The sequence below is a fragment of the Atopobiaceae bacterium genome (genome assembly GCA_022483015.1).
Taxonomy (GTDB): Bacteria; Actinomycetota; Coriobacteriia; order Coriobacteriales; family Atopobiaceae; genus JALCUE01.
The window spans coordinates 1,006,473-1,029,436 of sequence record JAKVOB010000001.1; the positions used below are offsets into that span (position 1 = coordinate 1,006,473).

Consider the following 22,964-nt stretch of genomic DNA (forward strand, 5'->3'; position numbering starts at 1 on the left):
GCTGGTGCGGCGCGTGTACCAGCAGGATCGACCCGCCGGAGAGACCCGGGTCCTGGTCGACCGGCTTTGGCCTCGTGGCATCAGGAAGGACGACGTCGACCAGTGGCACAAGGAGGTCGCGCCCACGGACGGGCTGCGCAGGTGGTTCGGCCACGAGAGCTCGAGGTTCGACGAGTTCGCGCGGAGGTATCGATGTGAGCTGGATGCCAACGAGGCCACGGACGGATTCGTGCTCCTCTGCGCTCGTCTGCTCGAGGCCCAGGACGTCGCGCTCCTCTTTGCCGCGCGTGACTGCGAGCACAACAACGCCGTCGTCCTGGCCGGCTATGTCCAGGGACGACTCGACAAGCACCTCTAGAGAAGGAGACATGTCATGGAGACCAAGATGTTCTGCTACCAGTGCGAGCAGACGGCTGGGTGCACGGGATGCACCGGTGCGGCAGGGACCTGCGGGAAGAAGGCAGCGACCGCAAGGCTTCAGGACGAGCTGACCGGGGCGCTGGTCGGCCTCGCCCGTGCTGCCGGGGATGGCACGGACGCGACCGAGGGCACATGGCGCACGCTCATCGAGGGCCTGTTCTGCACCATCACCAACGTCAGCTTCGATGACGAGGCAATCGCCAGGCAGATAGCCGTGACGCACGCCGAGAGGGACCGGCTCGTCTCGCAGGGTGCGCCCTGTGGTGGCGACCTCGACATGGGCGAGCTGTGGGGTGCCGACGAGGACGTCCGCTCGCTCAAGTCACTCATCCTGTTCGGCCTGCGCGGGATGGCGGCCTATGCCTACCATGCCCTCATGCTCGGGTATTCGGACGACGAGGTGTGCCACTTCTTTGGCGAGGGGCTCCGCGCGGTGGGGGATGACCTCTCCACGGACGGGCTCCTCTCGCTCGCCCTCAAGGTGGGCGAGGTCAACCTCACATGTATGGCCCTGCTGGACAAGGCGAACACACAGACCTATGGCGTGCCTGCTCCCGCCACGGTTCCCTTGGACGTCGAGGCGGGGCCGTTCATCGTCGTCACCGGCCACGACCTCAAGGACCTGCAGCTGCTCCTGGAGCAGACCGAGGGGAAGGGCGTCAACGTCTATACCCATGGAGAGATGCTCCCCGCTCATGCCTATCCAGAGCTCCGCAAGTACCCTCACCTCAAGGGCAACTTCGGCACCGCGTGGCAGAACCAGCGCAAGGAGTTCGACTCCCTCCCAGCTCCCATCCTCTTCACGACCAACTGCCTGATGCCCCCCGCCAAGAGCTATGAGGATCGGGTCTTCACCACCGAGGTCGTCTCGTTCCCCGGGGCCATCCACATCGGTCCCGAGAAGGACTTCGCTCCCGTGATTGAGCGCGCGCTCGCACTGGGAGGCTATCCCGAGGACAGGACGTTCACCGGCATCAACGGCGGCACGCAGGTCACGACGGGATTCGGCCATGGGGCCATCCTGTCCGTCGCCGACAAGGTGGTCGATGCCGTGAAGGCGGGCGACATCAGCCACTTCTTCCTCGTCGCCGGTTGCGACGGTGCGAGGCCAGGGCGAAACTACTACACCGAGCTCGTGCGTCAGACGCCTGCGGACTCCATCGTACTCACGCTCGCCTGCGGCAAGTACCGCTTCAACGACCTCGACCTCGGCGAGATAGATGGTCTTCCACGCCTGATGGACATGGGACAGTGCAACGACGCCTACGGCGCCATACGGGTCGCGATCGCGCTGGCCGAGGCCTTCGGCTGCGGCGTGAACGACCTACCGCTCTCGTTCGTTCTGTCGTGGTATGAGCAGAAGGCCGTCTGCATTCTGCTGACGCTGCTCAATCTTGGGATCAAGGACATCCATCTCGGTCCGACACTGCCGGCCTTCCTCTCGCCGAACGTCCTCGACATCCTGGTCAAGAGGTATGGCATCTCGCCCATCAGCACGCCCGAGGCCGACCTGGTGCAGATGCTCGGCTAGGGACTATGGGATGTCGGGGGTCGGGCACACCTGCCGCCTGACGCATCAGGAAAGCCCGGTCCATGCAGCCGCCGCAGGTGGATGGCCATGGGCCGGGTCGTGGCCTCGGCGGTGGCTGCGCATGTCCGTGTCATCGCTGTCTGATCTGTGTAGATAAAACGTTTTGGCGTCTATAAATGACCGTTCACCGACGAATGGGATACACTTCATTTGACAAACAAGTAGAAGAGAGGAGGTATACATGATGAAGAGCAAGATGACAGACGCGCAGGACAGGAAGGTCCTGCAGGCCTGCCGCAACGGTTGGTTCATGAGCGGCACGTACAGGGTCCTCTTTGACAACCATGAGCGCACGTTCGACGCGGATTCCACGGGAATCCTGTTCAGCTCCGTCAACAAGTGGTTCAAGAGCCACAAGGCCCGTCACGCCAATGCGGACGTGGTCGTGAAGTGCATCAAGGCCTGCTAGCTAGCAGTGCCAAGATGTACGAGAGGGAACGGCCGGCGAAAGCCGGTTTTTTCTTACCCATCGAACGCGCTAAGCCTGGGAGCCCTCCTCCTGATGTCCGGTCGGCCGACTCGTTTGGCAGACGTGAGGTATGGCACAAAATCGAAGTTAGCCATCGTCGTTCGAGACCAACTCGCGATGTTCAATAGCTGATGTATAGCAGGCAAACGTTCTGCCTGCGGTTCCTTGAAATCAAGAATCAACGTATTTGGTATGGGCCTAGAGGAACAATGTCTAAGTTCGATTTTGGGCCAGGGCCGGATTACTCATGACGCCACGAAGAGCCTCCAACTGGGAGTTTTCGCTTCCGTCTCAGGAGGTGGCTCGGCCTGGTGGCCATAGCCCATGAGGTCCTCTGCGATAACTTGCAGCTCGGCCGTGCGCTGGCCAGTCGTGGTGCCCTGAGACCAATGAGGTCGGGCCTTGCTCGAAGCCATATTCCCTGCTGCGGCAGTTGGGCGAACGGTTGTCGCCGTTCGCCTTGCGCATGGGTCCAGCTCAGGGATAGGTCGCTTACCATCAATGAAGAAGCGAGCCTTGCACGGGGGTCCCGCTACCCGTGCCACCGACAGGACGGAGAGGACATGCCGCATCCGATGGACATCTCACGCAGGGAGTTCCTTGCCGGCTCTGCGGCGATGGGGGCAGCGGCGGCCCTCGGGCTCACCGCATGCTCGGCGCAAGGCACGTCCGAGGCGGCCGCGACGAGCGCTGCCACGCAATCTGGTCAGTCGGTCCGTGACATGATCTATGGCATCGACGAGAAGGTCACACTCGCGGACGGTTCGCAGAGGGCTGCCGTCTGCTTCGACAACGCCGCCACGACACCGGCCTTCAAGGCCGTGAAGGACGAGGTGGACACCGAGCTCCTCTCCTATGGGTCGATCGGCAGGGGAGCAGGCCAGAAGTCGACCCATTGCAACGACGTCTACACGAACGGGCGGCAGACGATATTGGACTTCCTTGGCGCGGGCTCTGACAAGTACACGGCCATCTACACCGCCAACACCACCGACGGACTCAACAAGCTCGCGCGCTCCCTCGTCACTTCGAAGGACCAGGTCGTCATCTCCACCCGCATGGAACATCATGCGAACGACCTTCCCTGGAGAGACGTCGCCACGATGCTCTATGCGGATGTGGATGCCCAAGGGCGCCTCAAGATGGATGACATCGAGGCCCTCCTTGCTGCCAACGAGGGGAAGGTCCGTCTCGTGACCGTGACGGCGGCATCCAACGTGACCGGCTGCTTCAACGACATCCACGCCATCGCGAAGCTCGCGCACGCTCACGGAGCGATGATCGTCGTGGACGGGGCACAGGCCGTCGCTCACCGGAGCCTCAGCATGCGTGGTGATTCCGAGGATGCAGACATCGACTTCATCGCGTTCTCGGCACATAAGATGTACGCCCCCTACGGAGGGGGCGCCATCGTGGGCCTCACGAGCGTGCTCAACACGGCGGCCCCGCCGGTCCTGGGCGGAGGCATCGTCGACCTCGTCACCGAGAACGACGCGGTCTTCCTGCCCGCACCTGCTCGCTTCGAGGCGGGGTCTCCCAACTATCCCGGTGTGGTGTCGATGCTCAAGGCTATGGGTATCATCCAAGGCATCGGGTTCGACTACATCGAGAACCACGAGCATGAACTGCTGCAGAGGACCCTCGACGGCTTGAGGCAGATCGATGGCGCGACGCTCTACGGCGATTGCGACGACATCGATGACCGAGGGGGCATCGTCGTCTTCAACATCGATGGCCACTGGTGCACCGATGTGGCGAAGACCCTTGCGGACGAGGCTGGCATCGCCGTGCGCGCGGGGATGTTCTGCTCCCACGTCTACTCGTCGCGCCTGCTCGGTGTCTCAGATGCCGAGATCGAGGCGAACAAGAGCAACGCGAGCTACCGCTTCCCCAACATGGTCAGGGCGAGTATCGGCATCTACAACACGGCCGACGAGGTCGACACCCTGGTGGACGAGGTCGCTCGAATCGCCGCGGACACGGCATCGGCCACGACGGTCTAGCCTCGTCATCTACTTGCCTCGAGGGTCATCGTGAGGATGCGAGCCGCTACGTCCCCATGCCTGGTAGAGGCTGTGGGCAGCATCGTAGCCCCGCTCGCCCTCCTCAGAGAAGATGTCGAGGTCATAGAGGCCGAGGTCCTCAAGATTCCTCATGTGCTCCTCGCGGTGCAGGCGGTCCTTGGCCTCCTGGAAGGGGATGACGTTCGTTCTCTGCATAGTGAGTGCCTCCAATCAAGGCCCTGCAAGTCAGCCTGCGCGTCGGCCATGTGCTGGCAGGACCATTCGACAGCTACCATACGCTGTCTGTCGGACAGAATGGCCTGCCCTGCTCGGCGTCACGGCACCCGGTTCGATAAGGGCATCGACCAAGTCGAGAGGAACAGACCCGTTGCGAAGCGTATGATTGAATCCAAGATGTAATGGCCGTGAGGTCATGAGGATTGATGGAGGCAGCATGTACTGCACTCGCTGTGGCGCCGAGATCGAGGACGGATCTCATTTCTGTACTGCGTGCGGCGCACCCGTGGAGACCGTGCATGCGGCCGATGCGGACCAGACGCAGGTGGCTCCCATGTCAGCGGCCGCTTCGACTCCGCCCACGCCCGTGGTGACGCCTCCCATGCCAGCGTCAGCGAGGGTTCCGATGGCTCCGAACGTATCGCCAGCCAGTCCCGATCGGCGGCGCGTCACCATCGCCGTGGCCGTCATCCTCGTCGCAGCGGTGGCGCTGATCGGCATCCTCGCCGTTCTTACCAAGGGCTTCGGCCTCTTGGGTGCCTCGACCTCCTCGACTTCTGCTTCGGTGGCAACGGCCTCGTCTGTCGATGCTGTCGCCAGCGACTCATCTGCCGCCACGACATCGTCTTCTGCCGTCACGGTACGGACCTCCCTTGCCGACTACTCGTGGGATGACCTCTCCAAGATCTCGAAGGACCTCGAGGCGTGCGGGAGCCGTGCCAAGGCTCTTGAGCTCGCGAAGACCTACAACCTCGTGACCTCGAACAACAAGATCACGACCTCCACCAAGCCCGTCAAGCTCACGGACGGTACGACCGTCGACGTCCGCATCGCGGACATCTACCACGATGCGCTGTCGTCAGGCGCGGGTACCGCGGGGCTTACCTTCATCTGCACCTCTTCGGTCGCATCACGTCAGATGGAGTCGAGCGACACCAACGTCGGTGGCTGGAGCTCTTCAGAGATGCGCTCGTGGCTGGCGTCCACCGAGGCCAAGAACCTTCCCTCGGACCTCTCGTCGGCCATCGTCTCGGTCAAGAAGAGCACCGATAACACCGGGCAGACGACATCCGTCTCGTCGGTGACCAAGACCGATGACAAGCTGTGGCTCCTCTCGGTGGCGGAGGTCGTCGGATCCCCGTCATGGGACTGGGACTCAGACCCGACGAATAGCTCGAGCTACAACGCGATCCTCGGCGCGGAGGGGACGCAGTACGCCTGCTTCTCGGACATGGGGCTCAACACGAGCGAGGCGAACGCATCCCTCGTGATGAGGTCCTCTGCCGGTACGGCGACCGACTGGTGGCTGCGCTCGACCTCGCCAAGCGTCTCGCGACATTTCCGTAGTGTCGACGCATCGGGTGACCCAAGCTGCTTCGATGCGGCCAATGATGCGCACGGTGTCGTGTTCGGCTTCTGCATATAGGTGCAAGGCGGGCATCGAGGGGAACCAGCTTAGGAGGCGAACCCGTGCCCACTCCCCAAGGCAGAACCGCTCGAGCACTGGTTTGCCCAGGTGGGTGCCGAGCGCGTCGACGAGACCGTGGACCAGAAGATGGCATAGATCGTGCGCTCGAGACGTACCTGGCGAAGGGGTCAGCTATCGGGAAATCCTCAATAGCTGACCAAGCCGGTGGGAATCCTCCAGCGCCATGACGTTGTCTGCCTTGGTGTCGAGCTTCTGTATCTGGTCCGTATAGGTGGAGGGTGTCGAGGCCCAGTTCGCTACGGGGATTGCCGAAATCAATGCGACAATCACTAGCACGACAGGTATGACCATCGACTGGGCCATCCGCCGATGACCGTTTCTTATGCCCATCGGCTGCTGGCTTTCGTGGTTGGCTGGGCCATTCTGGGATTGCCCTATCCCGTCGAGGTCATCTGAGGTGGTCATGTCGTATTCTCCCTGGTTGACAAGTGGCTAACAGACTCTGAATTAGAGAAGATCTCAGCGCTCTTATTAGGCCATTGATGCCTCGAGGGGATTACAACGGTCCGACCGCTTGGGATAAGCATGGTCAGAACCACCTATGGATTCTCTGACTATTTTCTGAATGGCCAATTATCCACGGTGGGGGGCAAGGATTGATACTTGCCTTCTTGTTTTGTCATCTCGTCCAAGGAACGCGTGTTGGAGAGGCCTTAGGCCAAAACCGGGTACAGCATGCTGCCCTGACGCACGGAACCGCCCCAAGGCCTGTCTGGGCCAGGGGGACGGCTCCGTGCCTGCCCTATGACCTGATGTGCGACGGCTGCCGGCCTGCCGTCTGCGGCCCTTCGTTCACCTCGTCATGCAGCGGGTTCGCATCCTCCGCCTTCTCGGCGTCGCTTCGCTGGTCCCACGAGGGTCTGCGGGCCGCATAGAAGACCAGCGGGGGAGTCCCCAACACGATGACGACCAGCGCCACGACGATCGGATAGACCATGTCGGGGATGCCCGTGTCACTCGACGAGGGCACGAACGAGATGACGAGGCCTATCACGCAGGCGATGATGCCGATCCCTGCCACGAGCCCCAGCGCCGGCACCTTGTACCCGCGCCTCACGTCCGCGGCTTTGCGCCGGAGCACCAGCACGGCAGCGAACATGATGACGTACATGATGATGTAGAGGGCGGCCGCCATGTCGATCAGCGCCATGAACACCGATGACACGTTGGGCACGATCACATAGATGAGGGCGAGGAGGGTCACGATGATGCCCTGCACCATCAGGATCCCCACCTGCACGCCGTGCTTGTTGCGCCTCTGCAACACGGGAGGAAGCAGCCCTCCGCGTGCGGCGATGAGCAGACCCTTCGAGGGACCTGCCACCCAGGTGATCACCGACGCGAGCGCCCCGAAGACGATGGCCCCTGCGACGACGTTCGAGGCCCAGCCGATCCCGAACTGGTCGAAGAAGGTCTGGAAGGCCACGTTGATGCCGTTGCTCATGCCGATCTTGTCGGCTGGGACCGCGATCGAGATGGCCAGCGTGGGAACTATGAACACGACGAGGATGAGGACGAGGGCGATGACGATGGCCTTCGGATAGTCCTTGCGGGGATTCCTCATGTCCCCGGCGTGGACCGCGTTCATCTCCATGCCTGCATAGGCGAGCACGTTCGAGATGATGAGCACCACCGACCCGACGGACGTGACGCCTGGGGACAGCCAGGTGCTCTGCGTGAACGACTGGGTGATGGGTTGTGCGGTGGCGACCCAGACGGCACCGAGGACGATGAGGAGCCCAGCGGGAATCAGCGTGCCGATGAGGCCGCCCCATGACCCGAGCTTCGCGAAGAGGTCCCCGCCCTTGAGCGCCACGAGCGTGGCGAGCCAGTAGACGACGATGATGATGACGCCCGTGTAGAGGCCGGAGTTCGAGAGGCTGTCATCTCCCAGCATGAAGGCGAGTGCTGCGGCGATGAACGCCAGCTGGATGGGGAACCATACGACGTTCTGAATCCACTGAAGCCAGATCGAGACGAACCCCAGGCGTTCGCCGAAGGCCTCCCGCACCCAGACGTAGATGCCACCCTTGAACGTCGTGGCGAGCTCGGCTGCGACGAGGGCCGTGGGTAGGAGGAAGAGGAACGCAGGAACGAGGTACATGATCACTGACGAGAGGCCATTCTCGGCCATGGCGGGCAGCGACCTCAGCGATGCCACCGATATGGTGGTCATGATGGCGATCTGGGGGACGCTCAAGGTGAACTTCTTCTTGGTGGGTGCTTCGTCAATGCCGGTGACCGGTCGAGCCGGTCCTTCGTGCGCATGTGTGGCCATGATGCGGGTCACGCCCTTTCATATGGTGCTGACGGTTGTCCTAGACAACCTCCTTCAATTGGGTCGGGGAGCCTCGTGCGACCTAGTGGTGGAAGGCGGCGTTGCTCGGCTTGGTCCTCACGGTGTGGTTCTCGTCGAGCCACGCGACCTCGGTGCGTATGACGTCCAGGAGGTCGTCGGCAAGGTCCATCCCGAGGCCGTTCCTCACGACGATGCGCTGGACGGTGAGGTCGGCAAGGTCGTCAGGCATGGGATAGGCGGGGACCTGCCAACCCTTCATGCGCAGCCGGTCCGAGAGGTCATAGAGGGTCCAGGCGCGTTTCGGGTCATCCTTGAGCATCCATGCGAAGACCGGGATGTCGGAGGCGTCGTTCCATAGCTCGAAGGGCCCCATCTTCGCGATCTCGCCGGCGAGATGGCGTGCGACGTCGATGGTCGACTGCTGGACCTTCTGGTATCCCTCGAACCCATAGCGTAGGAAGGCCCAATACTGCAGCAGTATCTGGGCGCCGGGGCGCGAGAAGTTCAGGGCGAACGTGGGCATCTCGCCGCCGAGGTAGCTCACCTTGAAGACGAGGGAGTCGGGCAGGAGCGACTTGTCGCGCCAGACCACCCAGCCGATGCCCGGGTAGACGAGTCCGTACTTATGGCCTGAGGTGCTGATGGACGAGACGCGTGCCAGGCGGAAGTCCCAGACGAGGTCGGGCTGGATGAAGGGGGCGATCATGGCTCCCGAGGCACCGTCGACATGGATGGGGATGTCGAGGCCGGTCTTGCCCTGTATGGTGTCGAGGGCATGTGCGACCTTGGCCACGGGCTCGTACATGCCCGTGTAGGTGACGCCCATGATCACGACGACGCCGATGGTGTTCTCGTCGACGTTGTCCTCGAGCCTGTAACCGTCGAGGACCTTGTGCTCAAGGCTGATGGGGACGTAGCGGGCCTCTATGTCGAAGTAGTCGCAGAACTTCTCCCAGCAGACCTGTACGGCGCTGGTCATGATGAGGTTGGGCCTGTCGCACGGCTTGCCCTCCTTGCGGCGCCTCTCCTGCCAGCGGCGCTTGAGGGCGAGGCCTCCCAGCATGCAGGCCTCCGACGAGCCCGTGGTGGAGCAGCCCATCGCTTCCATGGGGTCGGGCGCATGCCAGAGGTCTGCCAGCATGTGCCAGCAGTAGCTCTCCATGGCGGCGGTACGGGGGTACTCGTCCTTGTCGATGGCGTTCTTGTCGTATGCCTCCGAGTAGAGCTTGTCGGCATATCCGTCCATCCAGGTCGACACGAAGGTCGCGAGGTTGAGGCGGGCGTTACCGTCGAGCATCGAGTCGTCGTGCACTATCTGGTAGGCGGTCTCTGGGAGCATCGACTTCTTCGGGAACGTGAAACGGGGTGCCGACTCGACCTCTCCAGGGCGGGAGAAGATCGGATTGAGCTCGACACGATTCTGACGACTTGTCATGATGAGCCTCCTTGTTTCGATTGGTCTGCCCTGATGCACCTCATTCCCAGCAGATGAATAAAACTGTCGCATACGCGTAATCTGCATAATGTGCGACATATTAGACAGATTAACGGTATAAAGACCCTGCAGAACAGGGATAATCCCTTACACTATCGAGGTCAGAGATGTGCCATGACCTCCTGAACCGCTCTCTGGATTATGCTTTGGTCAAGAGGATGGATTGGGATGAGGTGAATATTCCATCCATGTGGATGGGGGCGTCTGACACGACGGACCGACGTGGGCAAGGGGCTTGGCATCGGTCGAATGAACTATGATGTTAGATGCAACGAGCCCTCTGGGCCATCAAACAGGGCCCCAATCTATCCCATCATGTCGATGATGCGTGTCAGAAGCTCCTCCTGCTTCTTTGTTACGCGCTGCCCTTCTCGGCCGTCCCCTTGAGCGTCGGCAGCTGTGCCACGACGACGCCGGCAAGGATGACGACCACCCCCACCCACTGCACGGCCCCTATGGGCTGCCCCAGCACGACCATCGAGATCAGGAGTCCCGCTGGAAGCTCCGCAGACGCCAGGACGGTCGATCGTGCCGGCAGGAGGTGGGGTGTCCCCAGCCCGTAGAGCAGCACGGGCAGGAACACGCCGAAGAGGCCCACCACGACGGCGTAGGGAAGGATTCCCTGCACGAGCACGCCCGACGTGAAGTACAGCGGGCACACCAGCAGCGACATCAGCCCCGTCCCCAGGCAGACGATGAGGCCGCGCTGCTCGTCGGAACAGTCGGGCCTGACCCTTCCCGAGAGCGTGACGAACATGGCGCAGCTTACTGCGGCGAGAAGGGCGCACGCGATGCCGCGCGGATCATAGCCGGCAAGGCCCGTCTGGTAGATCCCGCTCGCGAACACCGTACCCACCAGGATGACGGCGGCCGAGGCGACCTCGAAGACGGTGGGCCTGCGGTGCGTGATGACCACCTGGATGGGGATGCCGATCCAGGTGAACTGGAACAGCAAGGTGATGGCCACCGGGACGGGAAGCAGCGACATGGCGTAGCAGTACAGGATTGATGTCACGCAGGTGAGCGCCCCGACTCCTACGAGCTCGAGGGTCATCTTGGTCCCGAGACGACTCCACCTGTGCCCGAAGGCGTGCCCCACCACCACCGCGATCGCGAAGAAGGCCGCGGCGAACCAGGCCTGGCTGGCTACGACCTGGTTCCACGTGAAGCCAGCCGCGTACGAGAGCTTGTACGAGGTCGCCATCACCCCGTAGCTCGCCCCGCCGAGGAAGACCTCGACCGAGGCGATGCCCTGCTGTGCCCGTTCGTCTCTCATGGGACCAGTTCCTCTCACATCTTGTTGATGTCGGTGAGGCGCATGCGCGGGATGCGCCTGAGCGCGATCAGGTTGACCACCACTGCCAGTATGAAGGTGGTGAGGGCCGCCACGCCGATGGCCATCAGATTGGGCGTGTGGATGAACAGGTTCGTGTCGGTCTCGGCGGACAGCAGCGTGAGGTAGCCCATGAGCATGCCGACGACGATGCCGATGGCGGTGCCTACGATGGTGAGCGCGATGTTGTCGCGGTAGATGTAGCGCTTGGCGTCGCGTACCGAGAAGCCGTTGATCATGAGGACGATGAGGTCGCGCCGCTTCTCCTCGATGAACATGGTCGTGAGGTTCAGGAGCACGACCAGGGCCATCACGACCGAGAGGCCGAAGAAGACGACGACCATCGTCATGCTGAGCGACTGGTACTGCTTGAACGTCGCCATGTTGGACGCATGCTCGTCGACGTACGAGAAGAACCCGTCGATGTTCTCGAGCTTGGATATGAGCGCGTCCTGGTCGGTCCCGCCGAGGCTCACGAAGACGGAGTTGGGCTCGAACGTCGTGCCGAAGGCCTGCTCGTAGTAGTCCTTGGACATCACGACCTCGTTGTGGACGAGGTAGTACTCGAAGACCCCCGCTATGGACAGCTCCCGCTTGGTGCCTGACAGGTCGCGGACGACGATGGTGTCGCCGGCCTTGACCCCCTCGCGAGCGGCATAGGCCGAGCTTACCCATACGCCGTTCGACCTCAGTTGCCTCTCCTGCCCGTCGCTCGCGTCGATCAGGTGGAACATCCCCGAGAAGCCCTCGGAGTCGGCGGGTACGTCGAGGGTCGTCACCTTGGTCTTGCCGCTGGGGGCCAGGACCGAGAGGTAGGAGTGCAGCACGCTCACCCCTGAGGCGCCCGTGTCGTCGATGGCACCCTCCACACGCTCGCGTGCCCCCGCGTCCGACGAGGAGAGCTTGACGTAGGAGTCGTAGTCGTAGATGGCGTCGTACTGTCGGGCGAAGGAGTCGTTGACGTTGCCGTACAGGGTCATGGCCATGGTCACCAGGACCGTGCAGCCGGCCACGCCGATGAGGGTGGAGGACACGCGGAGCTTGTCGTTCAGGAAGTTGCTGACGATCGACTGCGAGTACAGGGGCATCCGCTTCCAGACGGTCCAGCCCTCGAAGAAGCGCGTCCTCGCCTTGGGAGGTTCCTCTCCCTTGAGGAGGTCGACCGCCTGCTTCCTCAGGAGCCTGTGGCAGGCGAGCCAGGTGGTGAGGCCCATGAGGAGGACCTCGAGGAGGCCCACCGCCAACGTGTCGACAGGGGAGAGGTAGCGGGAGACGGACGAGAAGTCGAAGTTGTTCGTGATGACGCTCGAGAAGATCCCCTCGACCACGAGGACGGCCATCAGCACGGCCAGGACCATCCCTGCCAGGACGGCGATCGTCGTGTACAGGAGGAAGCCCTGGGTGATCTCGCGACCTCGGAAGCCCAGGGCCTTCTTGGTCCCGATGCTGACCACCTGCTCGCGTACGATGCGCGAGACGGCCGTGTAGCACACGAGGAGTCCCACCAAGAAGAACACGAAGGCCATCGAGACGCGCAGGCTGCTGAGCGAGGTGATGAACTCCCTCACGCCTACTACGCCCGTGATGGAACGGCGCCCCATGACGATCCAGTCGCCCTTGGACATCGAGTCATAGGAGGCCTGGCTGTCGGCGAGCCGCTCCCGTGCGGATGCGAGCTTGTCCTTTGACTCCTGCAGGGTGACCTTGCCCTGCTCGAGGGCATCCTTGGACTCCTGTAGCGTGACCTTGCCCTGTGCGAGCGCGTCCTTTGCCTGCTGGAGCTCGACCTTGCCCTGTGCGAGCGCGTCCTTGGCAGCCTGGACCTTGGCTTTGCCGTCGGCGAGCTGTTGGCGTGCGTCGGCGAGTCGCTGGACGCCCTGGGCGAGCTCGGACTCCTTCTGGTCGAGGGCCGCACGTCCCGCGTCGTAGGCATCCCGGGAGCTTGCGAGCGTCGTGCCTGCCTCGCGGTAGGTGCGGTAGTCGTCGATCTCGGCCTGGGCCTGGTCGACGTATTCGAGGAGGTCGCCTTCGGGGATGCCGACGTCCCGCGCCGCCTGGGCGAGGTCTACGCCCAGGTCCGTGACCTCGTCAAGCATCTCACGCAGGCTGTCTGCGATCTGGTCGACGCTCTCCGTGCCGCCGAACCCGTTGTCGTGGATCTCGGTGGCGGCCGCCTTGAGGCCGTCCTCGAGAGTACCGGTGGCGGCGTCGTAGGCGCTCTGGCCCTCGTCGAGCTGGGACTTTGCTTCGGCAAGCTGACCTTCCGCGGCGTCCACCTGTGCCTGTCCGTCGTCCACCTGCGCCTGGCTGCTCTCTATCTGCTCTTGCGCGTCTGCCAGCTGCGCCTCGCTCTCGTCGATGGTTGCCTGTCCGTCCACGAGCCTCTGCTCGCTCTCGTCGATGGTGGCCTGCCCGTCCACGAGCCTCTGCTCGGCGTCGTCGATGGCGGCCTGTCCGTCCACGAGCTGCTGCTCCCCGTCGTCCACCTGACCCTGGGCATCGTCTATCTGCTGCTGTGCGTCATCGAGCTTGGCCTGCGACTGTTCACGGATGCTGTCATAGCGGGCCTGCGAGAGGGCCGTGCCCTTCTCGGCAAGCCGGTCCGAGATCGTGTCCGAGGTGCTCGCGTAGGAGTCGCCCAAGGTGGGGAGGCTGTCGAGGCTCGAGCACCGAACGTAGGCGTCGGTGAAGCAGCCGTCATAGGCGGTGTCGTCGAAGGCGGTGCCAGCCGTCACGAGGTAGCAGTCGGCCGTGCCCTCGTAGAGGTTGGTCATGCCCCTGGTGGTCGAGTACCTCATGAGGTAGTCGGGGCGCGTGACGAGGGCCGTGACCGTGAAGGTGCGGCAGGTGAGGTAGGTCATGCCGTCGTCGTCGGTCGCGCCGTCGGGGTCGAGGCTGATCGTGTCGCCGACCGAGACGCCCTGCTTCTCGGCGAAGAGCGAGTCGACGGCCACCTGGTCGGCCTGTGTGGGCATGGTTCCCTCGACGCATCTCGCGAGGTTGGTCCTGGAGGTGTCCGACATGATCCTGGCCACATGACCCTGGTCGTTCATGCTGAACGTGGCGAAGGCCACGCGAGCGCCCTCCACGTCGCTCACGCCCTCCATCTGCGAGATGCTCGTCAGGTCATCCTGCGTGATGCCATAGGAGTAGGAGATGTCGTAGTCGCAGAGGGCCTGCTCCGCGTAGTCCTTCTCGGCTGACGTCTCGACCACCTTGCTGGTCCAGGTGAGCCCTAGGAACAGGGTGGCTCCCAAGGCCACGAACATGACGATCGAGAAGAAGGGCACCCGCGTCGCGCGGATGGTGGCGAGCAGGTCTATGAGCTGGGTCCTCTTCACGGGGACCTACCAGACCAGGTCTGTCGCGTGGGCGGGGCGGCGGTTCACGACCACCTCGTACATGCGGCCGTCGCGCATCCTGACCACGCGGTCGGCCATGCGGGTGATCTCCTCGTTATGGGTGACCATGACCAGCGTCGCCCCGTCACGCACGACCTTCTCCAACAGCGAGAGGACCTCGATGCTCGTGGCGTAGTCGAGGGCCGCGGTAGGCTCGTCGGCGAGGATGACCTTGGGGTTCTTCACCAGGGCGCGCGCCACCGAGACACGCTGCTGCTGGCCGCCTGACAGCTGCGAGGGGTAGCTCGTCTTGCGGTCGCCCAGGCCCACGATCTCGAGGGCCTCGTCGGAGTCGAGCGGGTCGTCGACCAGCTCGCCGATGAGCCGGAGGTTCTGGGAGGCGGTGAGGTTGGGCATGAGGTTGTATGACTGGAAGATGAAGCCGATGTAGTCGCGCCTGAGCTCGGTGAGCTCGGCGCGGCTGGCCGTGGAGTAGTCCCTGCCCATGAAGGTGAAGCTACCCGAGCTGGCCTCATCCATGCCACCGACGATGTTCAGGAGGGTCGACTTCCCACAGCCCGACTCGCCCAGGAGCACGAGCAGCTCCCCCTCGTACACGTCGAGGTTGACCCCCTTCAGCACCTTGGTGACGATGGAGCCGTTGGTGAAGTCGCGCGTGATGTCGCGCAGGCTCATGATGGTCGTGCCTGGCGTCCAAGGCCGTAGGGTCAGGTCGCTCTCATCCAGGGCGATGGCCGCCATCATGGCCATGATCTCGCAGGTGTCGGCGTCCTCGTCCGAGAAGGGCCCTCCGTCGGAGCGGTTGATGAACTCGAGGCAGCCGAGCGTCTCGTGGCTGTTCGAGACGGGCACGCAGACGAGCGAGGTGATGTCGACGTCGGGGAGGCCCACGTCATCTGCCGGCAGGTCACAGGCCTTGAAGTCGAGGAGGCGCTCCGAGGCCCCGCTCGTGAACGTGCGACCCACGATGCCCTCGCCCGGGCGATGGGTCACGGCCGTGAGGTCATGGGGGCATATCCAGTAGTAGGGATGGAGTTGGCCGTCACCGTCGCGGTCGAGGTACCACAGCACCGCCATGGACGCGCCACATTGCTCGATGATGATCTTGAGGCCGGCGCGCACGGCCTCGTCGAGGGTCGTGGCGTTCGCGATCGCAAGCTGCACCTGGCCGATCGCCTTGTAGTGTCGGATGGCAGACTGGTCCATGGGTCCCGCCTTCGTTCGAGGGCGCCGCGATGTCGGACTTGCCCACATCATACCCAGCGGTGTCGAAGAACTGGCTCCCTACGTGCGTCTTTACCGGCTAACGGTGGCACACGTGCGGAGGACGGGGGTCGGATGGGCGTCTGTGGCCATGCGGTGGGGCAGCCCGTCAGTCAGCGGGTCCTTCTCGCCAGCGTCGAGCCCATGAGGCAGAGCGTGCCGAGAAGCACCATGGCCGTCGCGACGCCACTGTCTGTGCCATCGTCCGTGTCGGGCAAGGCCCTCGCCCAGGACGAGGGGGTCGTCGTCGCCTCGCCCGGGGTGTCTGCGGTGGCCGGTGTCGTGGGCGTCGCTGGTGTCGTGGGCGTCGCCGGTGTCGAGGGCGAGCTCGGGGTGGACGGGACCCACTCCTGGTAGACCACGTCCGAGCCTTCCGCCACGGCCTCCGCCGTGACTGCCGGCATGCTCACCGTGAGCACGGTCCCCGCCGTGAGCGGTATCGAGGCGAGCGTCTCCGTGCGCGTGAAGGTGTCGCTCTGGTATGAGAACTCGCGGATCGTCGGCGTCACGTCGACGTCGGAGGCGCTCGTTATGCTCACGTCGTAGGTCGTTCCGAGTGGCAGGTAGACCACGACCTTCCCATCGCTCAGGCGCGCATGGATGGTGGGGTCGCTCCTCGTGAGGATGGTGGCATCCTCGAGCGTCGCCACCACGTCGCCGGTCTCGGTATCGGTCACGGTGATGTTCAGGGCCGACCCGTCAGCCGGCACGTCGAGGACGAGCTGGCGGTAGCCTGCCGCCTGCGTCGCGGTGGGGGCCTGGGGATTCGCGAAGGCACCACCCTCGGCCCGAAGGAATGCCAGGTAGGTCTGGTAGCTGTGGGCGTTATAGATGCCCGAGAAGTTGCCGACGAGCGTGCCGACGTTGGGGAGGCCCTGGAAGTAGTCGGAGAAGGCCAGACCCAACACGGCGGTCTGGACGCTGCTCGTCGACTCATCGAGCTTCGTCGCGTCCGCCACGATGCCGGCATCGCCCACGGCCTGCTTCACCACCTTGCCTAGGTTGAAGAGCAGTCCCGTGTAGTCGCCTGCGTCTATGTAAGGCTTTGCCGATGCAGTCACGGACTCGACCAATGCCGACTTCTGGGTGGGCGTCGCGCCATAGTAGAGGCCCATCAGATAGGTCAGCGCGTCCTGCACGGACGGGTCGAACAAAGTCGTTGTGGCGTAGAGCTCTCGGGAGAGGTTCTTCGCCAGGAAGCTCGCGAGGACCGACGTGAACTCCCCCTGCGTCTTGACGGCGGAGGCTGGGTCATCCACGAGCGAGCTGCCATCCAGCTTCTTTGCCATGAAGTCGTCTACCAGGTACTGGGCGTCGGGCGAGATGGCGGCCAGCTGGGCCAGCATGTCATCGCGCCTCTGGGCGTAGCCTGTGTCCGCCGCGTCAGGAAGCACGTGGTCCGTGCCATAGCGGGTGAAGTCCCAGCCGGTGTCGCTCGGGGGGATGCTGGTGATGAGGTCGGCGGGGAGGACCACGTTGTGGATGTTGTCATAGAGGGCCGCGTCAGCCTCGGTGTCGACGGTCGTCCTGGGTGTGGCGAAGAGGTAGGCATAGATGTCGGCGAAGGGGCTCGACTCCTGCGCGCCGAGGCGTGCGGCCGCGAGGTCGGCGATGGCTGCGCCGCGGGAGTAGCCACAGAGCCAGAGCTTGGCGTTTCCTGTCACATGGGCTTGCATGTACTCGTCGAGGGCGCTGACGAGCTTTGCTGCCGCCGTGGTGAAGCCGGCATGGTCGCCGACGTCACCTGTCATGACGTTGTTCAGCCACTCCATGCCGTAGCCCTCGCCGCGCACGCTCACGACCACGAGCGTGTATGGGCCATCTGCGCCCGTGACCTGCTTGCTTGCGATGACGAAGCCCACCGAGTCGGCGGTGGGCACGGAATCCAGGTCATGGCTCTCGACGTCGGTGAAGCCCGTCTCGTCCAGAAGGGCTTGTACGTTGCAGTCTGCGTCGGCATAGGTGGTCAGGTCCGTCCTCGAGGCGGGCAGGGTGGCCATGGACAGGCAGAGGGACATATCGGCGAGTTGGGCGTCGAACGTGGACGCGGGCGAGTCGAAGTAGGTGTCGCTGTAGCGGTAGAATGCGGCGACGTCGCTGGTCGCGGAGGTCGTCGTGGTGTAGTCAGGTGAGAGGAACACCCCTTGTATGGTGTCGTCCGTCTGGGCGAGCGCCGAGGTCGGCAGGAGGCAGACAAGCGACAGCGCCATCAGCATGCCTGCGATGAGGCAGGGAAGCGCGCGGACGATGGCGGGACTCCTGGAGGAATCACCCGAGCGGGTCGTCGGGTGTACGGGGATGGCACGCAGCGTGAGGCCAGCCATGGTGAGGTCCGATCTTCTCGAGGAGCACCTGGCGGTTCATCAGAGGGAAGGACTTTGATATATGGCATCCTACTCTGGTCGGACCCTGGTTCAGTCGACTCTTCGGTGAGAGCGCTGGAAAAGGCCTTCGTGCCTCTCGTATGCCATCCGTTGAATGTATACTTTGCATACTGTTGGAGGGTCTATTCGTCCATCGGAGAGGCGTCTTGGAACAGGTATCCCGACATGGCACGGGACTCATAGGGAGCAGGGCCATCCTGCGCCTCATGACATGCCTGGTGTTGTGTGCCTGCGTCGCGGTCGCCCCGAGGGTTGCTCATGCCGCTGCCACCGGGTCTGGTGACGTCTTCTATATGAGCGGCAGCACCGATGGCGGGGGCGAGGCCACCGGGTCATCCGTAACGATGACCACCTGGCTGTCCTCTATCGACCAATACAGCAACGCTGCCTACAACGGCATATTGGGCGGGTTCGCCCTGAAGGACGAGTGCACGCTCTCGGGGGCCACGCTCGACCCGGGCGGCACGGCCATGAACAAGTACTTCCGCACCTCGAGCACGGTGGCCGACCCGCAGATCCTCAACCTCACCAGCGCGTCCTCCATCACCACGGGCACCGCCGCCAACGTCACCACCTTCACCAACATGACCATCAACCTCACCGGGGCAAGTCACCTCGACTGTGCGGCAGCCGGCACCATGAGGTTCGTTGACTGCACCATCAACCTCAGCGATACCAGCTACCTCACCAACGCGGGCACCATGAGCTTCGACGGCTGCACCATCACCGTTGCCAAGGCCGCCTCCATCACCACCTCCGGCACCACGACGCTCACCGACTGTGCGCTCACCGGCACCACGGACCGGACGAGCGCGCTCTTCTCGGTCACCGGCGGTACCACCGAGGTGGCCGGAACCACCACCATCACGGGCATCACCAACACCAGCGGTGCGAGCGGGGGCAGCGTCTTCAACGTGAGCGCCGGCACGCTCAAGCTGGCAGGTGGAACCATCTCAGGCTGCAACATCGTGGCCCCCCAGGGCATCAACGGCGGCGGGTCCGTTGCCTATGTCGGCAACGGTACCATCGAGCTGTCCGGCACCACCGTGAGCGGCTGTGGGAATACCACCAAAGAGCAGTACACCTGCTGCCCGTTCGTAGTTGCTGGCAGCGGCACCATGAACATGACCGGTGGCTCCATCACCAACTGCAACGGCTCTCATGGTGGAGCTGTCGCCGTCATCGGGGCGACAAGCTCCCTCAACATGAGCGGCGGCTCGATCACGGGATGTGCCGCCTCCTACGATGGGGGCGCGCTCTTCGCGATGAACGCCAATGCCACCATCAACATGAGTGGCGGGTCCATATCCGGGTGCACCGCGAAGCGTTCCGGCAGCGCCATCAGCGCTCGCGCGGATACCGTGGTGAACATCTCGGGTGGTTCCATCACCGGTAACAGGCTCAGCTCGACCGACGGCATGGGCGTCAGCATCGCGGCTGTCGCCGGCTTTGACGGAATCGGCACGGTGACCATCTCGGGCGGTCCCATGATCTCGGGAAACACGACCTATGCGGGTGCGGCGGCTGACGTGATGGCCTACTCCGCGACCTCCCTGAAGATCGGCGACCTGACTACCTCCGCCAATGTGGGCATCACCTCGAGCACGCCGTCCTTGCTCGCGCAAGATGCCCAGTTCGCCGCTGCTTCGAGCGGCACGGCCAGCTCCACCACCAGCCTCGACAAGCTCTTCAATGACTCCACGTCGACGCTCATGGGCACTGCCGGCACTGGCTCGGCCGTCACATGGGGCACCTACGTCTGTCAGATCAGAGACGACGTCACGGGGACGGTCCTCGCCCGCTATGCCTCGCTTGCCGCCGCCTGTGCCGCTGTCGACGACAACCAGACCATCGAGATGCTCCAGGACGTCACGCAGACGGCAGGGATCACGCTTCCCGCCAAGACCTTCACCATCACGAGCATGGACTCCAGCGCCTCCAACACCATCAACCGTGGGTACACCGGTGGCAGCCTGTTCACGACGGTCTCAGGCACGAAGCTCACGATGAAGGGCATCACCGTTGATGGCCAGAAGGACACGTACTCCTCCGACAAGCCTGGTGGCGTCCTCGCTGTCGCGTCTGGGAGCACCTTCGTCATGGGCTCCGGCTGCACCATACAGAGCTCCAAGGCATCCATCTCGGGTGGTGGTTCGACAGGCGCCGGCGCAGTCTACCTCTTAGGCACGATGGAGATGCATGATGGCGCCCTTGGTAAGGGGTGCACGACGACGAACAACTACGGTGGGTTCCTCTATCAGGAGCCCGGTTCCACGTTCACGGCCGACGGCGGTGAGCTGAATGGCAACTCGTCCGCGTCGTCGGGTGGGGCCATCATGCAAGCCACGGGTGGCGTCTGCACCACGACGCTTGGCGGCACCTTCTCGGCCACAGGCAACAGCTGCTTGGCAAACGGTGCGGTCATCCACGGTGGTGCTGCTGGAAGCGCCATCAACATCCAAGGTAGCGCCACGTTGAAGAACAACACCTGTTCCAGCTCCAGCTGGTCCGGCGGAGCGGTCTTTGCCTATAATGCGACGGTCAACATACAGGATTCGCCGACGATCACGGGTAACACCAACACCGATACCGACGACGCAAGCGTGACGACCAGGAACGTCGCCCTTACGGGAGGCAACGGCAAGCTCGTCGTCACTGGCAACCTCACAGGTGGTGAGGTGGGCATCTATTCTGGCAACTATAAGGCCGGCACCGTCTTCGGTTCCACGAGCTCTGACCCGGCCACGGCCTACTCAGGGTTGGAACGCTTCACCGACGACCGCGATGCGACCCTCTATGGTGTCGCTGGCTCTGCCGCGAACGTGATATGGGGCACCACAGGCCCTCTCAGGGTCTACAAACATGTGAGTGGGACCTACGCGGACATGACCAAGTCCTTCTCGTTCACGGGGACGATGACCAAGGCGTCGGCCAGTGCAGTCACGAGCTTCGTGGCCACGGTCTGCGATGCGGATGGGAACGCGACCGGCACCACGGTGACGTTCACGTCAGGTACGCCCGCGAGCTTCTCGCTATCGGATGGTCAATACCTCGACCTCACCGATGTGCTCACGGGTACGACGTTCTCGTTCGCCGAGGATGCTGCTGATGGCTATACGTTGACCCTCCCCACCACGGACGGCTGGAACGCGGTCGGCACCGGTGCGACCCTCACCACCAGCGGCCGCGTGGCCTCGGGCGAGGTCGGCACAGATCTCACGCGGGCAGACTTCCTCAACACGAAGACCGATGTGCCCGTGACGGCGACGAAGGCAGGCGGGTCGACCGCATGGCCCCTCATGGTGGGGGTCACGTGCGGTGTGCTGGCTGTGATGGTGGCCTGGCGTCTCCGCCGCCGCCGGTATGTCGGGTCCCACTTGCGCTGACCCAGGTGTCTGGGTCGCGGCGAGGATACCCGACGGGCGTAACGAGACGGTTCGTGAGGGCCTTCTGGACAAACGGGGCATACGGCCTATGACCAGGCCGTGAACCTTGCACGAAATCGTGGGAGCTCATGGGTCCACAAGCTATGTCGCGCGGTCGGTGGCGACGGCTGAACCGAAAGCTCCTGTTGATGAGGTGTCGCGAGGTGGTTCTCCGTCCGAGCGGTGGCACAAATCTGAAGATAGACATCGTCGGCTCAGGCCTCATCAGAACAAGATGAATATTGATATTCAATAACCACTGGTGGATGTCTTGCTCGCAAAGCATCAACAATTTAGCGTCATGATTGCGGCGCATCGAACGATGGCTAAGTTCGATTTCTTGCCACCAGGCTCTCGAACCATCTCCCATGGGTGCGGCGTGGATCGACGGCATCGACATCGATGCCGCCCGTCGGGCAGCCTGTCTAAGCGTTCATCTGCCGTTTCCTATGGGTCGGCCCCTCTCGGCTAGTAGGTCAGTCCCGTGTCTGCCTCGAAGGCCTGGGCATACTGTGCATAATAGCCGCGGTCGGTGAACGCGTAGGGCGAGTCAGGGCTTCCCAGTAGGTCCTCGGGCAGGTTGATGAGCAGGAAGCACAGGGCGAACATCGTGGCCACCGCCATGACCCACTGCTTGGCGGTGGGTCGCGGCGCCTTTCCGAACAGCTCGATCGCCAGGCCCACGGCCACGGGCAGGAAGCCAAAGAGTGCGGTGACGAGCCCGGGGGAGTAGAGGGTGCTCATGCCGTAGGTTCCGAAGGTCTGCATCGACGTGATGCCGATGGCCACGTGGATGACCACCTCGAACCCGGAGAAGAGCATGATGGCGATACCTGCCGGCTTTCGGAACCCCCAGACCTTGAGCACCACCACGCCCAGGATCACGCCGCCGAAGTTGGTGACCATGTCGGTGAGGCGGTTCATGGGATAGCGGCTGAGAATGTCCGACCCGTGGCTCAGGTTGTACGAGTAGTGCAGGCCACCGGGGAACACCCATTCCTCCAGCACGTGGAGCACCAGGACGATGACGGCGAGGGTGCAGAGAATCTGGACCCTCGACCACGTGGCGCGGTTCTTGTAGACCTGCCAGCCCAGATAGATGCCGATGCCGACCATGACATAGAGCCAGATGGACAGCCAACCTTGGATGATTGTCTCCATGACGCTCCTCTCGTCGATTTACGAAACTAATGT

At 63.3% G+C, this 22,964-nt stretch carries 15 protein-coding genes; 6 read left to right on the plus strand and 9 right to left on the minus strand.

The genetic code is table 11. The features are described from left to right. The first annotated feature begins 13 nt into the window (after nucleotides 1–13). The 4 genes from LKE50_04460 to LKE50_04475 all read left to right on the plus strand — a co-directional run bounded on the left by LKE50_04460 (nucleotide 14) and on the right by LKE50_04475 (nucleotide 4,483). Complete coding sequence (locus LKE50_04460; protein ID MCH3967863.1) at nucleotides 14–358, plus strand: DUF488 family protein; 345 nt, start codon at nucleotides 14–16, stop codon at nucleotides 356–358. Nucleotides 359–373: 15 nt separating this feature from the next. After that, a complete protein-coding gene (gene hcp / locus LKE50_04465; protein MCH3967864.1) occupies nucleotides 374–1,951 on the plus strand; it encodes a hydroxylamine reductase in 1,578 nt (525 codons plus the stop codon). Between the two features lie 241 nt (nucleotides 1,952–2,192). Continuing rightward, complete coding sequence (locus tag LKE50_04470) at nucleotides 2,193–2,420, plus strand: hypothetical protein (GenBank protein MCH3967865.1); 228 nt, start codon at nucleotides 2,193–2,195, stop codon at nucleotides 2,418–2,420. 623 nt (nucleotides 2,421–3,043) lie between these two features. Then, nucleotides 3,044–4,483, plus strand: coding sequence for an aminotransferase class V-fold PLP-dependent enzyme (locus tag LKE50_04475; protein MCH3967866.1), 1,440 nt, complete (start codon nucleotides 3,044–3,046; stop codon nucleotides 4,481–4,483). A 9-nt stretch (nucleotides 4,484–4,492) separates the two neighbouring features. Here the strand turns inward: LKE50_04475 and LKE50_04480 are convergent, their stop codons facing one another. Further along, entirely contained in the window at nucleotides 4,493–4,699 is a 207-nt protein-coding gene (locus LKE50_04480; GenBank protein ID MCH3967867.1) for a hypothetical protein, read from the minus strand. Nucleotides 4,700–5,126: 427 nt separating this feature from the next. Between LKE50_04480 and LKE50_04485 the strand changes: the two genes are divergently transcribed. Continuing rightward, on the plus strand, nucleotides 5,127–6,146 hold the full coding sequence (locus tag LKE50_04485; GenBank protein ID MCH3967868.1) for a DUF6273 domain-containing protein: 1,020 nt from the start codon (nucleotides 5,127–5,129) through the stop codon (nucleotides 6,144–6,146). Between the two features lie 174 nt (nucleotides 6,147–6,320). Here LKE50_04485 and LKE50_04490 read toward each other — a convergent pair whose 3' ends face one another. The 7 genes from LKE50_04490 to LKE50_04520 form a co-directional block, all read right to left on the minus strand. Then, nucleotides 6,321–6,614 carry a hypothetical protein gene (locus LKE50_04490; protein ID MCH3967869.1) on the minus strand — a complete coding sequence of 98 codons (294 nt, stop codon included), beginning with the start codon at nucleotides 6,612–6,614 and terminating at the stop codon, nucleotides 6,321–6,323. 337 nt (nucleotides 6,615–6,951) lie between these two features. Further along, nucleotides 6,952–8,409 carry an amino acid permease gene (locus LKE50_04495; GenBank protein ID MCH3967870.1) on the minus strand — a complete coding sequence of 486 codons (1,458 nt, stop codon included), beginning with the start codon at nucleotides 8,407–8,409 and terminating at the stop codon, nucleotides 6,952–6,954. Nucleotides 8,410–8,569: 160 nt separating this feature from the next. Further along, nucleotides 8,570–9,943 (minus strand): glutamate decarboxylase, encoded by a 1,374-nt coding sequence (locus tag LKE50_04500; GenBank protein MCH3967871.1) that lies wholly within the window; start codon nucleotides 9,941–9,943, stop codon nucleotides 8,570–8,572. Nucleotides 9,944–10,358: 415 nt separating this feature from the next. Beyond that, nucleotides 10,359–11,279, minus strand: coding sequence for a DMT family transporter (locus tag LKE50_04505; GenBank protein MCH3967872.1), 921 nt, complete (start codon nucleotides 11,277–11,279; stop codon nucleotides 10,359–10,361). A gap of 14 nt (nucleotides 11,280–11,293) precedes the next feature. After that, on the minus strand, nucleotides 11,294–14,677 hold the full coding sequence (locus LKE50_04510; protein MCH3967873.1) for an FtsX-like permease family protein: 3,384 nt from the start codon (nucleotides 14,675–14,677) through the stop codon (nucleotides 11,294–11,296). A 6-nt stretch (nucleotides 14,678–14,683) separates the two neighbouring features. After that, nucleotides 14,684–15,904, minus strand: coding sequence for an ATP-binding cassette domain-containing protein (locus LKE50_04515; GenBank protein ID MCH3967874.1), 1,221 nt, complete (start codon nucleotides 15,902–15,904; stop codon nucleotides 14,684–14,686). A gap of 170 nt (nucleotides 15,905–16,074) precedes the next feature. Further along, nucleotides 16,075–18,285: a hypothetical protein gene (locus tag LKE50_04520; protein ID MCH3967875.1), complete on the minus strand. Its 2,211-nt coding sequence runs from the start codon at nucleotides 18,283–18,285 to the stop codon at nucleotides 16,075–16,077. Nucleotides 18,286–18,491: 206 nt separating this feature from the next. Between LKE50_04520 and LKE50_04525 the strand changes: the two genes are divergently transcribed. Next, nucleotides 18,492–21,731, plus strand: a complete 3,240-nt coding sequence (locus tag LKE50_04525) for a hypothetical protein (GenBank protein ID MCH3967876.1) — start codon at nucleotides 18,492–18,494, stop codon at nucleotides 21,729–21,731. A 507-nt stretch (nucleotides 21,732–22,238) separates the two neighbouring features. On the opposite strand, the gene LKE50_04530 is transcribed toward LKE50_04525, so the two are convergent. Next, nucleotides 22,239–22,931, minus strand: a complete 693-nt coding sequence (locus tag LKE50_04530; protein MCH3967877.1) for an HXXEE domain-containing protein — start codon at nucleotides 22,929–22,931, stop codon at nucleotides 22,239–22,241. Nucleotides 22,932–22,964: the final 33 nt, after the last annotated feature.